Source organism: Nocardia stercoris, assembly GCF_003696265.1.
Lineage (GTDB): Bacteria > Actinomycetota > Actinomycetes > Mycobacteriales > Mycobacteriaceae > Nocardia > Nocardia stercoris.
Genome location: NZ_RFFH01000051.1, coordinates 1 through 1,269, shown reverse-complemented (window position 1 = coordinate 1,269; position 1,269 = coordinate 1). Strand labels below are relative to the sequence as shown.

At 66.9% G+C, this 1,269-nt stretch carries 1 protein-coding gene; it reads right to left on the bottom strand.

Annotated elements, in window-relative coordinates; all coding sequences use genetic code 11:
* On the bottom strand, positions 1–1,247 hold a 1,247-nt coding region (locus EBN03_RS33520), incomplete at its 3' end, for an HNH endonuclease signature motif containing protein (protein WP_147471807.1).
* Positions 1,248–1,269 lie beyond the last annotated feature (22 nt).

Sequence of the window (1,269 nt, the reverse complement as noted above, 5' to 3'; positions counted from 1 at the left end):
TCGACTCGGGCGTGGCAGTGATCGCAGGCGAGTACCAGGTTCTCGATGTCGGTCGAGCCGCCGTCGGCCCACTCGCTCACGTGGTGGACCGCGCACATGCTGGCGGGCGCGTCGCAGCCCGGGCGGGTGCAGCCGCGTAGGGATGCGGTCAACGCCAAGCGTTGTGCGGGTGAGGCGAGGCGTTTGGTGCGTCCCATATGCAGTGGGAGGCCGCTATGGTCGAAGACCGCGAGGAACGGGCGGGATCGCTCGGCTAGTGCCAGTGCGTCTTTGATCGGGACGGTCCCGCCGGTGGCGGTGTTCGCGACTCCGGTCTCGTTCTCCACGTCCTCGACGTTGATGGTGAGGATGCAGGTGATGGGCAGGCCGCGGTGTGAGCCGAGCCGGTCGGTGACGATTCCCCATTCCAGCAGGGCCCGGATGGCGTCGTGGGTGCGCTGGGGTGCGGTGCGGTCGTCGCGTTCGGCTGCGGCACGCAAGGTTTCAGGGTCGACCGTGTCGGGGTCGGTGAATGATGAGGCGGCGTCGTCGGGGTTGGCGACGCCGGGCCGGGAGTATTTGCCCAGCAACGGATCCAGGAATGCCCGCAGTTGCGGGGTGATCAGGCCCGAGATCGGGGAGAGTCCGTCGGTGCCTTGTCGGCCGATGGTGATGCCGCGTCGGCGGTTGCGGTCGGTGTCGCTGGAGAGTGTGCCGTCGGGGTCGAGGTAGGCGATGAGCCGGTCACCGATCTTGCTGATGTCGTCCGGGCCTGCCATCCGTGCGTGTTCGACGAGGAGTTGTTCTGCGGTGCACCGCTCTTCGGTTTCGACGCCGCCGGGCAGGCGGTGCATGACTTTCGAGATCTCGCGTACGTGGGTGGGGGAGATCTCGCCGTCACGGAACGCGGCTGAAGCAGCCGGCAATTGTGGTTCGCGTTCGGCCCCGGAGCTCGCCCGGTAGCAGCCGACGTCGAAGGCCCGCTTGACTCGCCCGTGCGCTTCGGCGCCGGAGAGCCGGAACACGTCGGTGAGCATCCGCTTTTCCCCACGCACACCGCAGGTTTCGGGGAAGGATCGTTCGGCGGCTTCGATCAGCATGCGGTCTTGGACGGCGGCGAGTTTCCAGTAGGCGGTTTCGATGTCGCGCATGGCCTGCCACATGGCGTCGTCGGACAGTGGTGTCAGGGGGAGTTCGATGAGGGCGGTGACGGTGGACAGCAGTGTCGCCGCCGCCTGTCCTGTGTCTTCTACCCCCGTCGAAGTCATGCTTCAAGTTTACGCTCGAACC